Raw genomic sequence first — 20,044 nt, forward strand, 5'->3', positions numbered from 1 at the left:
CGATGGAACAGCAAAATAACAATGGCTTGGAAGCCTTAATATGGATTGCTAATCATTTTCAAAAAAATGTCACTCAAGAACAATTAATGCATGCCATTGGTATGCAGAATGACTCCCCCACAGATTTTGAAATTAGACAATGTGCACAGATTATTGGTTATGAAACAGAGCTCATTTCTCTCACTCGACAACAGATGCAGGATATTCCATTACCTGCTTTGGTGTTGATTAATCAACGCTGGCATATTATCACCCAAAATTCACCACTCACCGTGATTTCTCCCAAAGGAGACGGTGAGGAATCATGGGATAAATCCACCGAATACAATTACTCCGTCATTTTAATTAAAGAGCAGTTGGAGAAAGAACAAAAAAGAGCGTTTGGCATCAGTTGGTTTATTCCATCTATTATTCGCCAACGTTTTAAACTCAAAAATGTCTTTATTCTTGCCGCAATTGTGCAATTTTTTGCGCTGGTAAGCCCTCTACTATTTCAAAACTTAATCGATAAAGTGCTTGTCGGGCGCAGCTTGCCTAATTTACATGTTATTGCCTTAGGAATATTAGCCATTGCTATTGCAGAACCTGTTTACAGCTTTATTCGTAATAAAGTTTTTAGCCATACAAGTACACAAATTAGTGCTGAACTTTCGGGAAAAATTTATCGTCATTTAATGGCACTGCCGCTTAATTACTTTAAATTAAGACCCACAGGTAAAATCATTGCACGTGTCCGTGAATTAGCCCATATACGCCAATTTTTGACTGGCTCAACACTGATGCTGTTTATTGATTTTATCTTTGTCATCCTTTTTATCGCTGTCTTATTTTCGTATAGCAGCCTGATGACATGGACACTAGTAGGCTCTATGGGGGTCTTTTTTGTTTTGTGGATGATATTAGGTCCAATCATTCGTCAGCAGACGGAAAAATCCTACCAAGCCGATGAAAACGGGCTTACATTTTTAACTGAATCAATAACTGGTATCGAAACCGTAAAAACAACAGCAACTGAAAAATACTTTTTCCAACGTTGGCAAAAATTACTCAGTCAGCAATTGAGTCAAGGTTTCAAAGTTTCCATGCGTAGTGTGGTGGCAACACAGTTAATGACGTTAGTTAGTAAAGTGACTACCGCTATTCTACTCTGGCTTGGCGTTAATGAGGTTTTGGCTGGAAATATCACGCCAGGAGAACTTGTCGCTTTCAATATGTTAAGTGCTCACGTTACTCAGCCTATTCTACGCTTTGCTCAAATTTGGCAAGACTTCCAACATACCATTATTTCTCTGCGTCGCGTTGGTGATATTCTTGATAAACCTATTGAAAATGAACGACAAGGCATTGCCAGCTCAAGCACCATTCAAGGGGAAATTGAGTTTCAAAATATCCGCTTTCGCTATCAACCTGAAACCCCTGAAGTGCTAAGTAACCTGACGTTATCCATCAAAGCCGGGGAATTTATTGGTATCACAGGGCCATCTGGTTCAGGAAAAAGCACCCTCACCAAATTGTTACAGCGGCTATATATTCCTCAACATGGGCAAGTTATTGTGGATGGAATGGATTTAGCGGTGACAGATACTGTCGCGTTACGCCGCCGAATGAGTATCGTCCTTCAAGAAAGCACCCTTTTTGTAGGAACAATTGCAGAAAATATCCGATTAAGTTACCCACAAGCGAGCGAAGAGCAATTAGTCCATGCTGCAAAATTGGCTGGAGCCTATGAGTTTATTATGTCTCTGCCTGAAAACTTTAATTATCATTTATCTGAAAAAGGGTTAAATCTCTCTGGCGGTCAACGTCAGCGTATTGCTCTTGCTCGAGCCTTAATTACTGAACCTGATATTTTAATTCTCGATGAAGCCACCTCTGCGCTGGATTACGAATCAGAATCTGCCATCATGAAAAATATGCCGTTAATCACGCAAGGCAGAACTGTGATTAGCATTGCGCATCGTCTCAATACTATTATGAACGCCGATAAAATTTACGTGATACGAGATGGTGAAGTCGCCGAAGCAGAAACTCATCAGAACCTTCTAAAACTGAATGGCCTTTATGCCAATTTATGGCAACAACAGACGCGTTAACCTGAAGAAAAAAGCATCACTTACTCTTTGGGTGATGCTTTTTTCTTAAAAGTGCTTTTTTTTTAATCTATTAGATGAATTAGCGGGGTATGCACCTATGGTACTAGGGGTTCAGCTAGGGTATCATTGCCCGCTGAATTACTGGCACACCCCTTCCGTTAGCAATAGTAGATATGGCAAAAGAACAAACTGACCGCACCACACTGGATTTGTTCGCAGAAGAACGCAGGCCTGGGCGACCAAAAACTAGCCCGTTGTCGCGAGATGAACAATTACGAATCAATAAGCGAAATCAGCTAAAACGAGACAAAGTCAAAGGGCTACGTCGAGTTGAGCTGAAATTAAATGAAGACGCTGTCGCGGTCTTAAACCAATTAGCTGAAGAGAAAAACATAAGCCGAAGTGAGCTAATTGAAGAAATTTTGATGGCTCAACTTGAGCAGGTTAGTGAGACAACTGATCGCTAGCCGTATCTGGGTAAATCACACAAATTTGACAGACTAACACTGTTTTTTTCGCCAAAATAAGGCGCAAAATTTTACCTATTTTCGTTCTATTTTTAGTTCTAGCAGAATCGGTAATTTATACTCTCTACTAGAAAAACAAGAGGTTAATCACTTTATGGCAGTTATAGGCATTTTCTTCGGAAGTGACACAGGTAACACAGAAAATATTGCCAAAATGATCCAAGAAAGATTAGGCAAAGATGTTGCAGAAGTTCACGATATTGCTAAATGCAGCAAAGAAGATATCGAAGCGTTTGATATCCTACTTCTTGGCATCCCTACGTGGTACTACGGTGAAGCTCAGTGTGATTGGGATGATTTCTTCCCAACATTAGAAGAAATTGATTTTGACGGTAAGCTTGTCGCACTGTTTGGTTGTGGAGACCAAGAAGACTACGCAGAGTATTTCTGTGATGCGATGGGAACTATCCGTGACATCATTGAGCCGCGTGGTGCAGTGATCGTCGGTCATTGGCCAACTGAAGGCTACCACTTTGAAGTTTCTAAAGGTATGGCGGACGATAACCACTTTATCGGTCTTGCTATCGATGAAGATCGTCAACCAGAACTGACTGAAGAGCGTGTTGACGCTTGGGTTAAACAAATCTCTGAAGAGATGTCTCTGGCTGAAATCCTTGGCTAATAATGACATAGATTGTCAATTAAAAGCGGGAACCATTCGATATGATGGATTAATCTTCCTATCTAATGGACTCGCTTTTAAGAACGAATCAAAATAATGAGACAATGCATGGTTTCTATTTTTATTTTCCATGCCTATAATTGTAAATCAGTTTAGAAGACAACTGGATTTTTGTTAAAAACGTCTCATTATTGTTAAATTTATGATTTAAAATACAGGACAAGCCCGCATGACAGACAATAATAAAGCATTGAAAAATGCAGGACTCAAAGTCACTCTTCCAAGATTAAAGATTTTGGAAGTACTTCAGGAGCCTGAGTGCCATCACGTCAGTGCGGAAGATCTCTACAAAAAGCTGATTGATATTGGTGAAGAAATCGGGTTAGCCACTGTTTACCGCGTATTAAACCAATTTGATGATGCTGGTATTGTGACTCGTCACAATTTCGAAGGTGGAAAATCCGTATTTGAATTAACTCAGCAACACCACCATGACCACTTGATCTGTTTAGATTGTGGTAAGGTTATCGAATTCACTGACGAATCAATCGAAAAGCGTCAGCATGACATCGCTGCTCGTCACGGTATCAAACTCTCTAACCACAGTTTATATTTGTACGGTCACTGTGCTGAAGGCGATTGTCGTGAAAATAGTGCTGCGCACGAAGCTAAATAATGACTTAATCAGGCGCGAATAACTAAAAGCGCGCTTTATTTAATGAATCATTTAATGTTAATTATACCCACTTAATGTTTATTAGTGGGTATTTTTATTTGAACATACTTAACATTTCCCTATTTCTGCTCTTTAGCTGAAAATTAGCGACTATTTTTTAAAAATACATAGTTTCATTTCTTCAGATAAAACCAAAATCATCCTCTATTCTTTAATTTGTTATGTGCTATTTTAATTTATACTAATTATCAAATTTGTGTGTAAGAGATTAAGGAATGAAGAAAACATATCTGTTTTTGAACATAAGTTTTTTCTTCTGGTTTCTTACTTTGATAGCGTGGTTTTTTAGATATACCATCGTGGCATCCGTTGCCTTTATATCTTCGATCATTTGTTTAGTTTTATACTTCAATTACAAAAAGGTTAGTCGCATGTTCAATAAAAAACAAAGCAAACCAGAACCCACTCCCACTATCAATAAAGAAGAAATCATGCAGCAAATTGCTGAGGAAAAAATGCAAGTATCGTCACCAATGATCAGCGAAGAAAAAACCAATACTATCATCGCCAAAGATGTTGTATTTGAAGGTAATATTACCTCCAATGAACAGGTTCATATCTATGGCACAGTCATTGGCAACATTGCTGGTAAAAATAATACCGTTAAAATCATGCAAAATGGTCAAGTTACCGGCAATATCACCAGCAATGAGTTGTGGGTAAACGGTAAAGTGGAAGGGGAATGTATTTCAGAAACCATTAGTATTGATACTAATGGTGAAATCTACGGCACGATTCGCTATTCAAATTTATCCATCAAAAAAGGCGGAATTTTTTCTGGTTTAGCAGAAGTCAAATCTGCGGTTAAATCAGAAGGTAATGTTGCCGTATTTAAAGAAAAATCCAAACAAGGAAAACCAGAAGCTCAAACACCTGACGTGGGTTCTTTATAATTAAATTTGTTAAATAGATGATATAGAATTGCTCGATAATAACTGATTTACCTTATTTATAGGTATTTATTGTCGAGTTATTTTGATTATACAAATTAACTCATCCCCAAAAGAACACGGCTTATACGTAATAAAAATAGAATAAAGGCGACATCTCTGCCGCCTATTATTAAATATTAATATTGTTCAAACATCTCTTGGATTTTTTTCGGATCTTTCGTTTGTGTTAAGGCTAATTGCAGTAACACACGAGATTTTTGTGGATTCAATCTTTCAGATGCCACAAATCCATATTCGTTATCATTCACTTCTGCATTTCGCGTTGTATAGCCTGTCGGTACCCGACTAGAACGCACCACGACAACATCCTCTTTCGCTGCATTAGCTAATGCATCAAAAATAGTTTTATACATATTCCCGTTACCAACACCGGCACTCACTATACCTTTAACACCTTCTTCTCGCAGTGCTTTTACTGGTGCTGAAGATGCATTCGCATAGTTATAGACAATACCCACTTCCGGTAATTTATCTAATTTGCTCACATCAAAAACAGGTTTATCCCCACGCGGCTGAGGCGCTTGATAATAGGTAACCTTACCATCATGAATATAGCCTTCTGCCCCCGCATTCACAGCATCAAAGGCTTGAACTTCTGTTGTGCTCATTTTCATAACATTGCGACCTTGGATCACTTTGTCATTCATCGCCATCAACACGCCACGCTCTCCCGCTGATTTATCAGATGCTAATACGACGGCATTGTATAAGTTCAATGGGCCGTCAGCGCCCAAAGCCGTGGAAGGACGCATTGCCCCCACCATCACAATCGGCTTTTTACAGGCCGTGGTTAAATCAAGGAAAAAGGCCGTTTCCTCCATGGTGTCAGTACCATGGGTAATCACAAAACCATCGGTTTTATTGCAATCTTGATTAATTTTTTTTGCGAGAGTTAACCAAACTTGATCATTCATATCTTGAGAACCGATATTCACCAGCTGCTCACCACTCAGGTTAGCAATTTTTTTAGTCTCCGGTACCGCATTAAGTAAAGAGTCAATTCCTACTTTCCCAGCTTGGTAGCTTGAACCTGTTGCTGATTCTCCACCACCCGCAATGGTTCCGCCCGTTGCCAGCACCATAATATTCGGTTGTGCAAATGCTGATGCGGCAAACAGTGAAACCAGTGTGGCTAACAGCGCTTTATTTCGGTTTTTCATCCTATTTTCCTTTAACTAAAATTAACGAGCATAATATTAAAAATAAACTCACGTTATTATGTGGATTTAATCTGAGAGTTTTGTGATCGACTTTGTCATTTTAGTAAATTTTAATTTTTCGCTATTTTTCTGTCTTGAATAAAAAGCGTGAGCACTAGGCAAAAAGTCCGTATCATAGCGGCTATCTGAAACAAGCCATTTACAAGTGACTGACAATGAGCCAAACATTTATTCCCGGCAAAGATGCCGCACTCGAAGACTCCATTGATGCATTCCAAACCAAACTGAAAAATTTAGGATTCTATATCGAAGAAGCCTCTTGGCTGAATCCGGTTCCAAATGTTTGGTCCGTTCATATTCGTGACAAAGAGTGCCCGCTGTGCTTTACCAACGGTAAAGGCGCAAGTAAAAAAGCGGCTTTAGCCTCTGCTCTCGGTGAATATTTTGAGCGTTTATCCACCAACTATTTCTTCGCAGATTTCTATTTAGGTAAATCCATCGCTGAGGGGGATTTCGTTCATTATCCTAATGAGAAATGGTTCCCGTTAACTGAAGATGATAGTCTGCCAGCAGGTTTGCTGGATGAGCGCTTGGTTGCTTTCTATGATCCTGACAATGCACTCGCAGGAAGCCAGCTGATTGACCTGCAATCAGGTAATGAAGAACGCGGTATTTGCGCCCTGCCATTCACACGCCAATCTGACAACAGCACCGTCTATATTCCAATGAATATCGTCGGCAACTTGTATGTGTCTAATGGAATGTCAGCCGGAAACACAGCAAACGAGGCTCGTGTACAAGGGTTATCCGAAGTGTTTGAGCGCTTTGTTAAAAATAAAATTATTGCCGAAAGTATTAGTTTACCAACGATCCCTACCGATGTGATGGCTCGCTACCCTGGTGTCGTTGCAGCGATTGAAACGTTGGAAAACGAAGGCTTCCCTATCTTCTGTTACGACGCCTCTTTGGGTGGCCAATTTCCAGTCATCTGTGTGGTGCTGTTTAACCCACAGAACGGGACTTGCTTTGCCTCTTTCGGCGCGCACCCTGATTTTGGTGTTGCCTTAGAGCGTACAGTCACAGAATTGCTGCAAGGTCGTGGACTGAAAGATTTGGACGTGTTTAACGCCCCAACCTTTGATGATGAAGAAGTCGGTGAGCACACAAACTTAGAAACCCACTTTATCGATTCTAGCGGTTTAATTAGCTGGGATATGTTTAAAGACGATGCGGATTATCCATTTGCAGATTGGAGCTTTAAAGGCACCACGACAGAAGAATTTGCAACGTTAATGGCAATCTTCAACAAACTTGACGCAGAAGTGTATATCGCAGATTACAGCCATTTAGGTGTGTATGCCTGCCGTATCTTGGTGCCAGGTATGTCAGATATCTATCCTGTAGAAGATTTGCATATTGCCAACAATGCAATGGGTGCTTACCTTCGCGACACCATTATGTCCCTCCCTGATAGTCAGTGGGAAAAAGAAGATTATCTTGCTCTCATTGAACAGTTAGATGATGACGGATTAGATGACTTTACCCGTGTGCGCGAACTATTAGGTTTGGCTGTTGGTAAAGATAATGGCTGGAGCAATCTACGTATTGGCGAATTGAAATCAATGTTAGCCTTAGCGGGTGGAGACCTTGAACAAGCATTGGCTTGGGTTGAATGGACACAAGACTTCAACAGTTCCGTATTCACGCCAGAACGCGCTAACTACTACCGCTGCTTACATACTCTGCTGCTACTTTCCCAAGAAGAAGAAAGAGAGCCAGCTCAATACTATCAAGCTTTTGTCCGTATGTATGGTCAAGAGGCGGTAGATGCGGCGTCAGCAGCAATTGAGGGTGAATCAAGCTTCTACGGATTATGGTCAATTGATGAAGAGCTCAAAGCATTACCTGCTCATCAAGGGCTTTTAGCAGCTTACGAAAAGCTACAAAAAGCGAAGCGTGCTAATGCTTAATTAGAAAACCTCCCACCAAATCCATAGGCTTGGTGGGGGTTTAAGATGATTTGAGATAAAAGCCTCTGGGCTTTTATCTTTACTTAAGCAATATTTAATTTCAATCACATAATAATTATCGAAATTCATTAACAATCATCTGTAACATTTTACTTATCGAGAGCGTTTTGAGCTGTTTTATAAAATTTTTTTATAAAATTTAAAAAATATTTTTCATTTTAAAATCAAATAATTAGATGAAATTTTGACGTTTTTTATACTGTTTCCACCCCGTTCTCTCAACACTTCATGATCCACATCAAATTTATCGTCACACCCGTTTGTTACTATAATTGCGTGCTATAATTAATCAACTTTGTAAGAGAGTGTTAGTATGAAAGCTGACAACCCTTTTAATTTATTATCTCCTGCTGTCATGGCGCAAGTTGCTGATGATGCAGGTGTTTATAAAACGAACAAACACCCAGCTATTACCTACTTGTCAGCATTCACTGCTGGTATCTTTATCTCTATCGCTTTCGTTTTCTATATCACTGCAACGACAGGTGCAGCAAGTGCTCCTTACGGTTTTACTAAACTGATTGGCGGTATCTGCTTCTCCCTTGGACTAATGTTAGTTGTTGTATGCGGTGCTGACTTATTTACATCCACTGTTCTTACCATCGTATCTAAAGCAACAGGCAAAATTACTTGGGGAAAAATGTTCCTCAATTGGTTCAACGTTTATATTGGCAACTTAATTGGCGCACTGTTTTTTGTCGCTATTATTTGGTTTGCAGGCCAATATGCTGCGGCGAATGGGCAATGGGGGTTAAACGTTCTTCAAACGGCTAACTACAAGTTGCACCATACTTTTGTTGAAGCTGTCTTTTTAGGTATTTTAGCTAACTTAATGGTTTGCTTAGCAGTTTGGATGAGCTATGCCGGTCGTAGCCTAACTGACAAGCTGGTAGTATTAGTTCTGCCAATCGCAATGTTTGTTGCTAGTGGCTTTGAACATAGCATTGCAAATATGTTTATGATCCCTCTAGCTATCATGATTAAAGAATTCGCCCCTGTTGAATTTTGGTCAAATATCAACATGGCACCAGAACAATTTTCTAACTTAACAGTTGGAAACTTTATTACCGAAAACTTAATACCAGTAACTATCGGAAATATTATTGGCGGCGCAGTGTTAGTCGGCCTAATTTACTGGTTAATGCATCTACGTAATAGCGAAAAACATTAATCGAAATTGGTTAATATACTCGGTATTACAAGTACACAAAGATTTATTAAGATCCCTCAAAGATCCATTGTTAAAAGGTAAAAGTATCATGTCCGAATTAAATGAAAAATTCGCTTTAGCATGGCAAGGTTTTAGCCAAGGTGACTGGCAGAATAACGTCAACGTCCGTGACTTTATTCAGAAAAACTATACTCCGTATGAAGGTGATGAATCTTTCTTAGCAGGCTCTACTCCAGCGACTGATAAGCTGTGGGAAAAAGTCATGGAAGGGATCAAAATCGAAAACCGCACTCACGCGCCAGTTGATTTTGATACAGACGTTGCATCAACAATCACTTCCCATGATGCAGGTTACATTAGCAAAGACTTAGAAACTATCGTTGGTTTACAAACTGACGCACCTCTGAAACGTGGTCTTATCCCGTTCGGTGGTATCAAAATGGTTGAAGGTTCATGTAAAGCTTACGATCGTACTTTAGATCCTAGCCTGAAAAAAATCTTCACAGAATACCGTAAAACCCATAACCAAGGTGTTTTCGATGTTTATACTCCAGACATCTTAAAATGCCGTAAATCCGGTATCTTAACCGGTTTACCAGATGCTTATGGTCGTGGTCGTATCATCGGTGACTACCGTCGCGTTGCGCTGTACGGTATTGATTTCCTGATGAAAGACAAGTTCAACCAATTCACCTCTCTGCAAGAAAGATTAGAGAAAGGTGAAGACCTGCAAATGACTATCCAACTGCGCGAAGAAATTGCTGAACAGCACCGTGCACTGGGTCAAATCAAAGAGATGGCTGCTAAATATGGCTACGACATCTCCGGTCCTGCAACTAACGCACAAGAAGCTGTTCAATGGACTTACTTCGGTTACTTAGCCGCTGTTAAATCTCAAAACGGTGCAGCGATGTCATTTGGTCGTGTATCTACGTTCTTAGACGTGTACATCCAACGTGACTTAGAAGCAGGTAAAATCACAGAAGAACAAGCGCAAGAACTGATTGACCATTTAGTCATGAAACTGCGTATGGTTCGTTTCTTACGTACTCCTGAATACGATGAGCTGTTCTCTGGTGACCCAATCTGGGCAACAGAATCACTGGCTGGTATGGGTCTTGATGGCCGTACTATGGTGACTAAAAACACTTTCCGTTTCCTGAACACACTGTATACCATGGGCCCATCTCCAGAGCCTAACATGACTATCCTGTGGTCAGAAAAACTGCCAATGAACTTCAAAAAGTTCGCAGCAAAAGTGTCTATCGATACTTCATCTGTACAGTATGAAAACGATGACTTAATGCGTCCTGACTTCAACAATGATGACTACGCAATCGCATGTTGCGTGAGCCCAATGATTGTTGGTAAACAAATGCAGTTCTTCGGTGCTCGTGCAAACTTAGCGAAAACTATGCTGTACACCATCAACGGTGGTGTGGACGAAAAACTGAAAATGCAAGTCGGTCCTAAACATGCTCCAATCATGGACGAAGTTCTTGATTTCGATACCGTGATGGACAAAATGGACCACTTTATGGATTGGTTAGCAACTCAGTACGTCACTGCGCTGAACTGCATCCACTTCATGCACGATAAATACAGCTATGAAGCAGCACTGATGGCACTTCATGACCGTGATGTTTACCGTACAATGGCATGTGGTATCGCAGGTCTATCTGTTGCAGCTGACTCACTGTCTGCTATCAAATACGCAAAAGTTAAACCAATTCGTGACGAAGATGGTATTGCTATCGACTTCGAAATCGAAGGTGAATACCCACAATTTGGTAACAACGACCCACGTGTTGATGACATCGCTTGTGACTTAGTAGAACGTTTCATGAAGAAAATCCAGAAGCTGCCTACTTACCGTAACGCGGTTCCAACTCAGTCAGTTTTGACCATCACTTCTAACGTTGTGTATGGTAAGAAAACAGGTAACACCCCTGATGGTCGTCGTGCTGGCGCTCCATTCGGACCAGGCGCTAACCCAATGCACGGTCGTGACCAAAAAGGTGCGGTTGCATCACTGACTTCAGTGGCTAAACTGCCGTTTGCTTACGCGAAAGATGGTATTTCTTATACCTTCTCTATCGTTCCAAATGCATTAGGTAAAGACGACGAAGTGCGTAAAACTAACTTAGCGGGTCTGATGGATGGTTACTTCCACCATGAATCCTCTATCGAGGGTGGTCAGCACTTAAACGTGAACGTTATGAACCGCGAAATGCTGTTAGACGCAATGGAAAACCCAGAGAAATATCCGCAGCTGACTATCCGTGTATCAGGATATGCAGTGCGCTTTAACTCTCTGACTAAAGAACAGCAGCAAGACGTTATTACTCGTACTTTCACCAGTACTCTGTAAGACTTTGCTAAGATTCTATAACGTAAAATAAATAAAAGGCCCCTCCCATTGGGGCCTTTCTATCTTAGTCAAAGATAACAAATTATAATTCTACATTCTGTGAGTTCCTGCTATGTCAACAACGCAAAAGACTATTCCAACGACTGAAATTTCGACCACCTCGCCACCTGCGACGTTTGGGCGAATTCACTCCTTCGAATCCTGTGGTACCGTCGACGGACCAGGGATCCGCTTTATTGTCTTCTTTCAAGGCTGCCTAATGCGCTGCCTGTATTGCCATAATCGTGATACATGGGATACCCATACCGGTAACATGGTCACTGTTGATGAATTAATGAAAGAAGCCGTCACTTATCGCCATTTTATGAACGCTACAGGTGGTGGTGTAACCGCATCTGGTGGTGAAGCTATTTTACAGGCTGATTTTGTCCGTGATTGGTTCAGCGCTTGTAAAAAAGAAAACATCCATACCTGTTTAGACACTAATGGATTTGTTCGTCGTTATGACCCCGTCATTGATGAGCTGATGGAAGTCACTGATCTTGTCATGCTTGACTTAAAACAGCTTAATGATGAGATCCACCAAAAACTCGTGGGTGTTTCCAATCATCGCACCTTAGAATTTGCTCGCTACCTCGCTAAGCGCAATCAAAAAACCTGGATCCGCTATGTCGTTGTCCCAGGCTGGAGTGACGATGACCACTCAGTCCATATGCTCGGTGAATTTGTCAAAGATATGGATAATATCGAGAAAATTGAACTGCTCCCTTACCATGAGCTGGGTAAACACAAATGGGAAACCATGGGTGAAGAATACAAACTTGATGGCGTGAGACCACCGTCAAAAGAAGTGATGGAAAGAGTAAAAAGCATCCTCGAAAGCTACGGCAAAAAAGTCATGTACTAATTAAAATGAGGCTTCCTTCGGGGAGCCTCATTATTATCCCTTCTTCTACACCATCCTACCCGCTTTCATAATCCTGCCTACTCTCACGCAACCAGATTACTCTGCTTTGATAATGTTGAGTTTTTAGGCATAATCCCCAAGTTAAATTTAATTTATAAATCAATAGCAGCATAACACTATAATAAACATTGCTGATTCATCACTACGAATAGGTCATTTACCATGAACAATGAACACGATCATGTCGATAACAACATATCACCTGTAACGCCAGCACCTGAAACACCATCACCTCAAGAGCCCGTTGATAGTTTTGTATTTACGCCTGAACCTCGCGCCGTTCAAGCAGGAGAAGGCGTTGAATGGATTAGCCAAGCGTGGGCACTGGTCAAAGAAAAATTAGGTATGTGGATCCTGATTAACGTTGTCTTTTTCCTGATTATCTTTGCTATGGCTTTTCTACCCATTGTCAGCATGTTTGTGAGTTTTGTTACTCCCGTTTTCGTCGGGGGGATCATTGCAATTTGTGAAAACCAACGCAAAACTGGCGAAGCGGATATTGGCTTGCTTTTCTCTGGGTTCCAAAAGAAATTTGGTGAGCTATTTGCTATTGGTGCCATAAACTTTGCAGCCAATATGGTCGGAATGTTAATTGCTTTTCTGATTGCTGGCTCGGCCATTTTTAGCTTAGTAATGCAAGCTGACCAATACGATGGTATTTCGGATGCAGCCTTGTTTGCATCAACTGGAACATTTGTATTTGCGGGCATTATCATGGCATTAGCTAGCTTATTTGGCACTGCACTAACGTGGTTTGCTCCCGCTCTTATCATGAATCATGATTTCAAAATTGGCACATCTATCTCCGCCAGCTTACAGGCAGTGAAGAAAAACCTATTACCCGGCTTCTTATTCTTCCTGATTGCCATGGTGCTAATGTTTGTCTCCATTATCCCATTCGGCTTAGGATTATTTATCTCAATGCCAATTATGTACGCAACTTACTACAGCACGTACCGCAGTATCTTTTTTACCGATACTAAACAGTCACAGACCAGTTCATTGATTGTGTAATTAAAGCGGACGAGACTCACTAATTTCTTTGGAAGTTTTGTACTGAGCTCATCAGCATTGACTAAAATTATCTCCTGACACCTCAGGGTTGAATTACGACGATGAGGTGTTTTTTAATTACTAAAATCAGTAAATAAAACCATTTATAACAAAAAGTTAATCAGTCAAGCCATTATCTAGAATTAGGACTAACTTTTTTCCACTCCTTAAAAAATATTGGTTAGTATCTCGTCGTCAACCGCTCGGGATAAGGATCGATATGTCTATTCACTTAGTTTCTAAACCGCATGATTCTGCATTCAAAGGCTTTATGACTAAGCTTGGTAATGCAAGGGATTTCTTCGAGGCTCATTTACCAAGTCGTATTACACAATACTGTAATTTCGATACTTTAATACTAACGAGTGCTTCATTTATAGATAAAACGCTGCGTTCTCGCTTATCTGATTTGCTCTATAGAGTCGAAACAAAACAAGGTTCGGGTTACTTCTATCTATTAGTTGAGCACCAATCGACTCCAGATAAATTAATGGGCTGGCGCTTAATGCATTACGCGTTCTCCGCAATGAATCAACATCTACAACACGGTCATCATGCTTTACCCCTTATCGTCCCTATTCAGTTTTATCATGGTGATCCGTCGCCTTACCCTTATTCACGCTCATGGACAGACTGCTTTCAGTGGTCAGATTTAGCCCATGACCTTTATTGTAATCCCCTACCACTGATTGACGTAAATGCTGTCAGCGATGATGAAATTCTTACCCACCGGAAGGTGGCTGCAATGGAGTTAGCTTTCAAGCATTCAACCCGACAGGGTGACATTGTTCTGCTATCTAAACGCTTAGCACATGTGATTAAAGAAAATGAAAATCATCGAGATGATGTGATTCTAATTATTAACTATCTATTTAGTGTGATGGATTCCACTGATTACACCCAAATAGTACAGGCTTTAATCAATCAAACTGAAAAATATGAGGAAACTATTATGAATATTGCACAGAGACTCAGGGATGAAGGAATGCAAAAAGGTATAGAACAAGGCATAGAGCAAGGCATAGAGCAAGGTATAGAGCAAGGTATAGAGCAGGCGAGAAAAGAAGAAATAGTTAATACTCGTCAACGCATGAGGTCACTGGTCATAACGAGTTTAAGCCTGGGACTCAGTATTGATGTTATTAGCCAAATCTCGGGATTGTCCCATTCAGAAATTCAAGTGTTGAGCTTGTAACTTAACCACTTATTTTTACAATAAAAAAGGCTGAACCCAGTCTAAAACCAAGCTCAGCCTTCAACATCAAATATATCAATTAGCCGATATATTCTAAGCCTTTCATATATGGACGTAAGACTGCTGGCACTTCAATACGTCCATCCGCTTGCTGATAGTTTTCTAATACAGCAACCAGAGTACGACCAACCGCTAAACCAGAACCATTCAATGTATGAACCAGTTGGGTTTTCTTGTCGCTCTTACCACGGAAACGCGCTTGCATACGGCGAGCTTGGAAGTCCCACATATTTGAGCAAGAAGAAATCTCACGATATGTATTTTGCGCTGGCAGCCAAACTTCTAAATCATAAGTTTTGCGTGAACCAAAGCCAATATCCCCAGTACATAGCAGCACTTTACGGTATGGCAGTTCCAGTAATTGCAGAACTTTTTCCGCGTGACCGGTTAACTCTTCCAGTGCCGCCATTGATTTCTCAGGATGCACGATTTGCACTAATTCAACTTTATCAAATTGGTGCATACGGATAAGGCCACGAGTATCACGACCATAAGAGCCCGCTTCTGAACGGAAACATGGTGTATGAGCCGTCATTTTCAAAGGAAGTGAATCTTCATCTAAAATTTCATCACGCACCAAGTTAGTTACTGGCACTTCCGCAGTTGGGATCAGAGCATAAGTGCTGCTATCCGCTTCTTCTTCCAACGGTTTAGTGTGGAATAAATCTTCACCAAATTTCGGCAGCTGACCAGTACCATACAGCGTGTCATGGTTAACTAAATAAGGAACATACAGCTCTTGATAACCATGTTGTTCAGTATGTAAATCCAGCATAAATTGCGCTAATGCACGGTGCATACGCGCAATTTGACCTTTCATCACAACAAAACGAGCACCTGTCAATTTCACTGCCGCTGGAAAATCTAAACCACCAGCCAGTTCACCTAAGCTCACATGATCTTTGACTTCAAAATCATATTGGCGAGGTTGCCCCCAACGAGTGATTTCTAAGTTTTCTGAGTCATCTTTACCGTCAGGCACTTCATCATCAGGAATATTCGGGATACTTAATGCAATATCACGGATTTCTTGTTGCAGCTTATCTAACTCTGCTTTAGCAGCATCCAATTTTTCGCCTAATTGGTTCACTTCCAGACGCAATGGCTCAATGTCTTCACCACGCGCTTTCGCTGCACCAATAGTTTTCGATCGCGAGTTACGGTCTGCTTGCAGGGTTTCAGTTTCAACTTGTAAAACTTTGCGGCGTTCTTCTAATTCACGCAGCTTTTCCACATCAAGGGTAAAACCCCTGCGAGCCAGTTTTGTAGCAACCGCGTCTAGCTCCGTACGCAGTAAATTTGGATCGAGCATGCTTATCCTGTGATTTTGTTAGTCAATTGTGAGAGCGAATATAACGCGCTCCGGCGTTATATTTAGAATATTTTATTGCTTTATAACCTTACCGCATTGACCCGATTAGCGATAGCGTTTTGTTGTGCTAATTTGATCTTGTTGGGCTAACCAGTCGAGTTTTTCAGCAATTTTGCCTTCTAGCCCGCGTGCCGTTGGGTAATAGTATTGCGTCGCTTTCATCGGTTCAGGGAAATAATTTTCACCCGCCGCGTAAGCATTAGGCTCGTCGTGAGCATAACGATACTCTTTACCGACACCTAACTCTTTCATTAATTTGGTAGGGGCATTTCTTAAATGTTCAGGAACATCATAATCTGGCTGCATTTGAGCATCTTTAATTGCGGCTTTATAAGCGGTGTAAACGGCATTACTTTTCGGTGCGCATGCAAGATAAACAATGGCTTGAGCGATAGCTCGCTCCCCTTCCGCCGGGCCTACACGAGTAAAACAATCCCATGCTGAAATCGCCACTTGCATGGCTCGAGGATCGGCATTCCCGACATCTTCAGAGGCAATCGCCAATAAACGACGAGCGACATACAGAGGATCACCGCCCGCAGTAATAATCCGAGCATACCAATAAAGTGCAGCATCTGGAGCTGAACCACGAACTGATTTATGCAACGCAGAAATCAAATCATAGTAACGGTCACCCTTATTATCGAAACGCGCTGCGCGTTCACCACTCACTTCTTTGAGCAACTCGGCAGTTAACACTCGTTGACCTTGGTTATCTGCCTCCGCCATATCCGACATCATTTCCAGCAGATTCAATGAGCGCCTTGCATCCCCATTAACCAAGTCAGCGATCATTTTTCGGGTACTATCTGGAAGAACGATATTTTGTCCACCTAAACCCCGGGTGCTATCGCCCAATGCCTGTAACAGCACTTCTTCAATTTCACTACTTTCTAAGGATTTTAATAGATAGACTCTTGCGCGAGAAAGTAGTGCCGAGTTGAGTTCGAATGATGGGTTTTCGGTAGTCGCACCAATAAAAGTGATGGTACCGTCTTCAATATGAGGTAAAAAAGCATCTTGCTGGCTTTTATTAAAGCGGTGAACTTCATCCACAAACAAAATGGTTCTTCGCCCCGCACTGCGATTTTGGCGCGCTTTTTCGATAGATTCACGGATCTCTTTGATCCCTGAAGTTACCGCAGAAATGCGCTCGATATCCGCTTGTGCATAGTGACCAATAATTTCAGCCAAAGTAGTTTTCCCCGTTCCCGGAGGTCCCCACAAGATCATTGAGTGTAAATGACCCGCCTTAATCGCACGTGGTAATGGTTTACCTTCGGCAAGTAAATGTGTTTGACCAATATATTGCTCAAGCGTTTCTGGCCGCATACGCGCAGCCAGAGGTTGGAATTCATTTTGTGAAAAATCGAGAGATAAGTTACCCACGAGACCCTCTTTACTCCCTAGATATTAGTGAGCGCGAGAACGCTGGTCATCCAATGTGACCCCTTTTGGTACTGTAAATTTGAATTTACTTGGGTCAACTGGGCCATTTTTTTGCTGTTTTAATTGATAGGCGCTGGTTTGTCCGTCTTGTTCAACCGCAGCAAATTTCTCAATCGTCCCTTGTGGGTTAACCGTAATAGAGAAACTTTTTAATGTCCCGTTAGATTGTTTTGGTTTCAGATCAAACGTATTGCCCTGTTGGACAATAGAATACTGTTTCCAATCCTGCGGATTGTTGCGAGTTAATAGCAGGAATGGCGTATCTTGGGTAGCATCAGCTAAGTTTGTCACCGTCACTTGCTCAACAAATGGGTTGTAAAACCACAGGTTTTTACCGTCTGATACCAGAACACTTTCATCCGGCGAAGTCATATTCCAGTTAAATAAGTTAGGGCGTTCAATCCACAAGTCACCGACACCCTCTTGGATAAGATCACCTTCTGGGCTAGTTACTTTCTGAGAAAAGCTCGCTTGGAAGCTATTCACTTTACTCAGTCGATCTTGAAGGTCTTGACTCGCATCTGCCAATACTTGACCTACGTTTAAACTCAGGGCTAATGCACCTAACAACATCATTTTTTTCATCGAGAAAAGACCTTAAAATTAATACCACAAGGGGCGTATGTCTTTATACACCCCTTGAATTAAACCAGCAATTATCACATGAAATATTAATATCCCATTGATGGCGGGGCTAATACTTCTCGGTTTCCATTATGCCCCGGTTCACTGACAATCCCTTGATCTTCCATTTGCTCAACAATCCGAGCTGCCCGGTTGTAACCGATACGGAATTGACGTTGTACACCGGAGATAGATACCCTTTGTTTTTCAACAACAAATTCGACAGCTTGATCAAATAACGGGTCGAGATCCTCATCACCATTATCTGAACTTCCACCGCCTTCACTATCATCGCTACATGTCGTGATGCTATCAATATATTGCGGTTTCCCACGTGCTCTCCAATCATTTACGACAGCGTGAACTTCTTGGTCACGGACAAATGCACCGTGAACACGCACTGGAATCGATGAGTTTGGTGGCAGATACAGCATATCCCCCATACCCAGCAGTGATTCAGCACCACCTTGGTCAAGAATAGTGCGCGAGTCAATCTTACTCGATACCGTAAAGGCGATACGCGTTGGAATATTGGCTTTAATTAACCCAGTAATGATGTCAACCGATGGACGTTGGGTCGCTAAAACGAGGTGGATACCGGCTGCACGCGCTTTTTGTGCTAAACGAGCAATCAACTCTTCCACTTTCTTCCCTGCGGTCATCATTAAGTCCGCAAATTCGTCCACCATCACCACGATATAAGGTTCTTTTTTCAGCATTGGATGTTCCATATCCATACTGTCGCCAGGCTTCCAGAATGGATCTGGGATTGGGCGACTCATATCCGCTGCCGCTTTAATTTTGTCGTTGTAACCCGCGAGATTACGTACGCCTAATGCTGACATCAGTTTATAACGGCGTTCCATTTCATTGACACACCAACGTAGCGCATTCGCTGCATCTTTCATGTCAGTAACGACTTCAGTTAACAGGTGCGGGATCCCTTCATAGATAGAAAGTTCCAGCATTTTCGGGTCTATCATAATAAAGCGAACATCTTCAGGCTTCGCTTTATATAAGATACTCAGGATCATCGCATTGACCCCAACCGATTTACCGGATCCCGTTGTACCCGCCACTAATAAGTGCGGCATTTTTGCCAAATCGGCAACAACCGGATCACCTTCGATATCTTTCCCTAAAACAATCGTCAGCGGCGATGGATTTTTTCTAAAATCATCACAGTCTAAGACTTCACTCAAATAAACGGTTTGACGTTTTTCATTCGGTAACTCTAAACCAACATAGGGTTTACCTGGAATCACCTCAACAACACGAACCGCTGTTGTCGACAATGAACGCGCAAGATCTCGGGATAACGTGGAAATTCGAGCTGCTTTCACTCCCGGCGCAAGATCCAACTCAAAACGGGTGATTACGGGACCTGGAGAGAAGCCAACCACTTCAGCTTTAACCCGATAATCGTTCAAGCGTGCTTCAATTAACCTTGCGGTTTGCTCTAATTTGAACATATCCACTGGCTCTTCTTGCTCTGGTGGACTCGCCAGTAGGTCAAGCGACGGCATTGGCGTCGTTGGTTTCGGTAACGGTTGGTCGTTACGTACTAAGAATGGGTGGAATAAACTATCCTGCTGTGACTGCTGTGGCTGCTGTGGCTGCTGTGGCTGCTGTGGCTGCTGTGGCTGCTGTGGCTGCTGTGG

16 protein-coding genes are annotated in these 20,044 nt (G+C 41.7%); 11 read left to right on the forward strand and 5 right to left on the reverse strand.

Annotated features, from left to right (window positions below; translation table 11 throughout):
• Positions 1-2 precede the first annotated feature (2 nt).
• From GKR61_RS01915 to GKR61_RS01935, 5 genes are all read left to right on the forward strand, one after another.
• Entirely contained in the window at positions 3-2,093 is a 2,091-nt protein-coding gene (locus GKR61_RS01915; RefSeq protein WP_036951790.1) for a type I secretion system permease/ATPase, read from the forward strand.
• 173 nt (positions 2,094-2,266) lie between these two features.
• Positions 2,267-2,560 carry a LexA regulated protein gene (ybfE, locus tag GKR61_RS01920; RefSeq protein WP_154639502.1) on the forward strand — a complete coding sequence of 98 codons (294 nt, stop codon included), beginning with the start codon at positions 2,267-2,269 and terminating at the stop codon, positions 2,558-2,560.
• A gap of 154 nt (positions 2,561-2,714) precedes the next feature.
• Complete coding sequence (gene fldA, locus GKR61_RS01925) at positions 2,715-3,242, forward strand: flavodoxin FldA (protein ID WP_036951795.1); 528 nt, start codon at positions 2,715-2,717, stop codon at positions 3,240-3,242.
• A 229-nt stretch (positions 3,243-3,471) separates the two neighbouring features.
• Positions 3,472-3,918 (forward strand): ferric iron uptake transcriptional regulator, encoded by a 447-nt coding sequence (gene fur, locus GKR61_RS01930; protein ID WP_036951797.1) that lies wholly within the window; start codon positions 3,472-3,474, stop codon positions 3,916-3,918.
• A gap of 431 nt (positions 3,919-4,349) precedes the next feature.
• Entirely contained in the window at positions 4,350-4,871 is a 522-nt protein-coding gene (locus GKR61_RS01935; RefSeq protein WP_230082503.1) for a bactofilin family protein, read from the forward strand.
• Positions 4,872-5,047: 176 nt separating this feature from the next.
• On the opposite strand, the gene ansB is transcribed toward GKR61_RS01935, so the two are convergent.
• Complete coding sequence (gene ansB, locus GKR61_RS01940; protein WP_036951803.1) at positions 5,048-6,091, reverse strand: L-asparaginase 2; 1,044 nt, start codon at positions 6,089-6,091, stop codon at positions 5,048-5,050.
• Between the two features lie 215 nt (positions 6,092-6,306).
• Here ansB and ycaO point away from each other — a divergent pair, with 215 nt between their 5' ends.
• The 6 genes from ycaO (at position 6,307) to GKR61_RS01970 (ending at position 14,878) form a co-directional block, all read left to right on the forward strand.
• Positions 6,307-8,061, forward strand: a complete 1,755-nt coding sequence (ycaO, locus tag GKR61_RS01945; RefSeq protein ID WP_154599934.1) for a 30S ribosomal protein S12 methylthiotransferase accessory factor YcaO — start codon at positions 6,307-6,309, stop codon at positions 8,059-8,061.
• 373 nt (positions 8,062-8,434) lie between these two features.
• On the forward strand, positions 8,435-9,292 hold the full coding sequence (gene focA, locus GKR61_RS01950; RefSeq protein ID WP_036951809.1) for a formate transporter FocA: 858 nt from the start codon (positions 8,435-8,437) through the stop codon (positions 9,290-9,292).
• 88 nt (positions 9,293-9,380) lie between these two features.
• Positions 9,381-11,663: a formate C-acetyltransferase gene (gene pflB, locus GKR61_RS01955; RefSeq protein ID WP_036951811.1), complete on the forward strand. Its 2,283-nt coding sequence runs from the start codon at positions 9,381-9,383 to the stop codon at positions 11,661-11,663.
• 112 nt (positions 11,664-11,775) lie between these two features.
• On the forward strand, positions 11,776-12,570 hold the full coding sequence (gene pflA, locus GKR61_RS01960; RefSeq protein ID WP_154599933.1) for a pyruvate formate lyase 1-activating protein: 795 nt from the start codon (positions 11,776-11,778) through the stop codon (positions 12,568-12,570).
• Between the two features lie 222 nt (positions 12,571-12,792).
• On the forward strand, positions 12,793-13,644 hold the full coding sequence (locus tag GKR61_RS01965) for a BPSS1780 family membrane protein (RefSeq protein WP_036951815.1): 852 nt from the start codon (positions 12,793-12,795) through the stop codon (positions 13,642-13,644).
• 259 nt (positions 13,645-13,903) lie between these two features.
• The gene (locus tag GKR61_RS01970; protein ID WP_154639503.1) at positions 13,904-14,878 is read left to right on the forward strand and encodes an Rpn family recombination-promoting nuclease/putative transposase; all 975 of its coding nucleotides are present in this window, start codon (positions 13,904-13,906) and stop codon (positions 14,876-14,878) included.
• 79 nt (positions 14,879-14,957) lie between these two features.
• Here GKR61_RS01970 and serS read toward each other — a convergent pair whose 3' ends face one another.
• The 4 genes from serS to GKR61_RS01990 all read right to left on the reverse strand — a co-directional run.
• Positions 14,958-16,250: a serine--tRNA ligase gene (gene serS, locus GKR61_RS01975; RefSeq protein ID WP_132494457.1), complete on the reverse strand. Its 1,293-nt coding sequence runs from the start codon at positions 16,248-16,250 to the stop codon at positions 14,958-14,960.
• 105 nt (positions 16,251-16,355) lie between these two features.
• Positions 16,356-17,699: a replication-associated recombination protein A gene (locus GKR61_RS01980; RefSeq protein WP_036951822.1), complete on the reverse strand. Its 1,344-nt coding sequence runs from the start codon at positions 17,697-17,699 to the stop codon at positions 16,356-16,358.
• 24 nt (positions 17,700-17,723) lie between these two features.
• Positions 17,724-18,344 carry an outer membrane lipoprotein chaperone LolA gene (lolA, locus tag GKR61_RS01985; protein WP_036951825.1) on the reverse strand — a complete coding sequence of 207 codons (621 nt, stop codon included), beginning with the start codon at positions 18,342-18,344 and terminating at the stop codon, positions 17,724-17,726.
• Positions 18,345-18,430: 86 nt separating this feature from the next.
• Positions 18,431-20,044, reverse strand: a 1,614-nt coding sequence (locus GKR61_RS01990) for a DNA translocase FtsK (protein ID WP_255453181.1), incomplete at its 5' end; no start/stop codon positions are given.

Source organism: Providencia sp. wls1916 (genome assembly GCF_009706585.1).
GTDB lineage: Bacteria > Pseudomonadota > Gammaproteobacteria > Enterobacterales > Enterobacteriaceae > Providencia > Providencia lanzhouensis.

What these genes read in the sequence shown, in the direction of transcription:
- GKR61_RS01915 (WP_036951790.1), top strand. Translation starts at nt 3, where the DNA reads ATGGAACAGCAAAATAACAATGGCTTGGAAGCCTTAATATGGATTGCT.
- ybfE (WP_154639502.1), top strand. Translation starts at nt 2,267, where the DNA reads ATGGCAAAAGAACAAACTGACCGCACCACACTGGATTTGTTCGCAGAA.
- fldA (WP_036951795.1), top strand. Translation starts at nt 2,715, where the DNA reads ATGGCAGTTATAGGCATTTTCTTCGGAAGTGACACAGGTAACACAGAA.
- fur (WP_036951797.1), top strand. Translation starts at nt 3,472, where the DNA reads ATGACAGACAATAATAAAGCATTGAAAAATGCAGGACTCAAAGTCACT.
- GKR61_RS01935 (WP_230082503.1), top strand. Translation starts at nt 4,350, where the DNA reads ATGTTCAATAAAAAACAAAGCAAACCAGAACCCACTCCCACTATCAAT.
- ansB (WP_036951803.1), bottom strand. Translation starts at nt 6,091, where the DNA reads ATGAAAAACCGAAATAAAGCGCTGTTAGCCACACTGGTTTCACTGTTT.
- ycaO (WP_154599934.1), top strand. Translation starts at nt 6,307, where the DNA reads ATGAGCCAAACATTTATTCCCGGCAAAGATGCCGCACTCGAAGACTCC.
- focA (WP_036951809.1), top strand. Translation starts at nt 8,435, where the DNA reads ATGAAAGCTGACAACCCTTTTAATTTATTATCTCCTGCTGTCATGGCG.
- pflB (WP_036951811.1), top strand. Translation starts at nt 9,381, where the DNA reads ATGTCCGAATTAAATGAAAAATTCGCTTTAGCATGGCAAGGTTTTAGC.
- pflA (WP_154599933.1), top strand. Translation starts at nt 11,776, where the DNA reads ATGTCAACAACGCAAAAGACTATTCCAACGACTGAAATTTCGACCACC.
- GKR61_RS01965 (WP_036951815.1), top strand. Translation starts at nt 12,793, where the DNA reads ATGAACAATGAACACGATCATGTCGATAACAACATATCACCTGTAACG.
- GKR61_RS01970 (WP_154639503.1), top strand. Translation starts at nt 13,904, where the DNA reads ATGTCTATTCACTTAGTTTCTAAACCGCATGATTCTGCATTCAAAGGC.
- serS (WP_132494457.1), bottom strand. Translation starts at nt 16,250, where the DNA reads ATGCTCGATCCAAATTTACTGCGTACGGAGCTAGACGCGGTTGCTACA.
- lolA (WP_036951825.1), bottom strand. Translation starts at nt 18,344, where the DNA reads ATGAAAAAAATGATGTTGTTAGGTGCATTAGCCCTGAGTTTAAACGTA.